Here is a 1,231-nt window from a genome sequence, read left to right as displayed (position 1 = left end):
TGGACTGACCCCACGCCCGTAGACAAATTCTGTCCTCACGATTGGGCCTGTTCGAAGGCCTCCGGACTGACGCCGCCGAGGTGACTGTGGCGCCGGGCCCGGTTGTAGAACACTTCAATGTAATCGAAGATATCCGCCCGGGCCAGATCCCGGGTTTTGTATATTCTCTTCCTGATGCGTTCTTTTTTCAGTGAACTGAAGAACGATTCGGCCACTGCATTATCCAGACAGTTGCCACGCCGGCTCATGCTCGGTGTCAGGTTATTGGCCCGGCAGAAGCGCTGCCAGTCGTCACTGCCGTACTGGCTACCCTGATCGCTGTGAACGATAACCTCGCCGTCCGGTTTTCGACGCCACACGGCCATCATCAGCGCGTCCAGCGCGAGTTCGCGTGAGAGAGTGGGTTTCATCGACCAGCCGACCACATTACGGGCGAAGAGATCGATAACCACCGCCAGATATAACCATCCCTGCCAGGTGCGGATATAAGTAATATCGGTGACCCAGACCTGGTTGGCCCGGACAACGGTGAACTGCCGCTGCACGCGATTAGGAGCAACGACTGAAGGCCTGCCGGCGATACGACGTGGCGCTTTATAGCCACGCACAGCTTTAATCCGGTTCAGTTGCATAATCCGACCCACCCGGTTTTTACCGCAGGTTTCCCCGATTTCGTTCAGATCGCCATGAACCCGCCGGTAACCGTATACGCCTCCGCTCAGGGAATATGAGTCGCGGATAAGTATCAGCAGGCGCTGGTTATCTTTATCACGCGCCGGGACAGGGTTATGCAACCACGCATAGAACCCGGCCCGGGCGACATTCAGTACCCGACACATCGTCATCACACCCCATACAGTGCGGTGCTCATTGATAAAGCGGTACTTCAGTCGGGCTCCCTTGCAAAGTACCGCGCGGCCTTTTTCAGGATATCCCGTTCTTCTTCGGTGCGTTTTAGCTGCGCCCGGAGTTTCAGGATCTCGCTTTTAGCTTCCAGTAAATCCCGGGCATGCTGCTCGCTGTTATCAGGTTTGATAGCCCGTAGCCACTTGTAGAGGCTGTGTGCAGAGACGCCCAGACGGTCAGATACTTCGGCGACGGAATAACCGCGTTCCGTTATCTGACGGACGGCTTCTTCCTTAAATTCAGGTGTAAATCGTGGTGTGCCCATACGCTCCTCCTATGCTCAAACTATAGGGCAGGATCGTCTACCGGGGCGGGGTCAGTCCAA

At 56.1% G+C, this 1,231-nt stretch carries 1 protein-coding gene; it reads right to left on the bottom strand.

The features are described from left to right. Nucleotides 1–35: 35 nt before the first annotated feature. Nucleotides 36–1,171 (bottom strand): IS3 family transposase gene (locus tag DK872_RS27190; protein WP_090398467.1). Its coding sequence is split into 2 segments (ribosomal slippage): nucleotides 36–925 and nucleotides 925–1,171, totalling 1,137 coding nucleotides; the frame shifts between segments, so codons are not numbered across the junction. Between the last annotated feature and the right edge of the window lie 60 nt (nucleotides 1,172–1,231).

This window comes from Kosakonia sp. MH5 (genome assembly GCF_009935945.1).
Lineage (GTDB): Bacteria > Pseudomonadota > Gammaproteobacteria > Enterobacterales > Enterobacteriaceae > Kosakonia > Kosakonia radicincitans.
This window is presented reverse-complemented; position numbering and strand designations above follow the sequence as displayed.